A 736-nucleotide genomic window follows, 5' to 3' on the forward strand; every position below is an offset into this window, starting at 1 on the left:
CAATCACGAGCGTTTAATACTTGGCTCTTACTTACGGTACGAATTAATCGGGTCTTCGCGCCGCCTAGAAGATCGGAGATGTAGAACATACCTAACGCAGGAAGAAGTACCAACAAACAGCCACCAATAATGCCAGGCATCGTTAACGGCAAGATCACTTTTGTGATGGTTTGCAGTTTGCTTGCGCCTAAGTCTTTTGCAGCCTCAATGTAGGTGTTGTCTAGCTTCTCGATTGCCGAATACAGAGGCAGAATCATAAACGGCAGCAATATGTAGACAAGACCAATCATTACCGCTGTTTCGGTATACATAAGACGCAATGGCTTATCGATAATATCCATTGCCATTAATGACTTGTTCAAGATGCCCTGTGTGCCAAGAACAATCTTAAAACCGTAAGTACGGATAAGTGAGTTTGTCCAAAACGGTACAATCACAAGAAACAGCATAAACGGGCGCCATTTCTCTGGCATTTTCGCCACGATATAAGCAAATGGGTAGCCGATGATTAAACACAACAACGTCGCAATGATTGCCATGTAGAAAGAGTGCATCAGCACTTTTGCGTACAATGGATCAAGTAAACGAAGGTAGTTGTCGAAAGTAAAAGTCAGTTCAATTAAGTTCGCTTCATCACGCGTTAAAAAACTTGTACCGATAATCATTAGGTTTGGAACCAACACGAAAAGTGTTAGCCAGCCAACAATTAGGGTAATGATTGCGTTCTGAAGATTAA

At 42.1% G+C, this 736-nt stretch carries 1 protein-coding gene; it reads right to left on the reverse strand.

Going from position 1 to position 736, the window contains the following annotated elements:
* Positions 1-736, reverse strand: a 736-nt coding sequence (potB, locus tag R8O11_RS27335) for a spermidine/putrescine ABC transporter permease PotB (protein ID WP_318194894.1), incomplete at both ends; no start/stop codon positions are given.

The organism is Vibrio sp. 1288, from assembly GCF_033344475.1.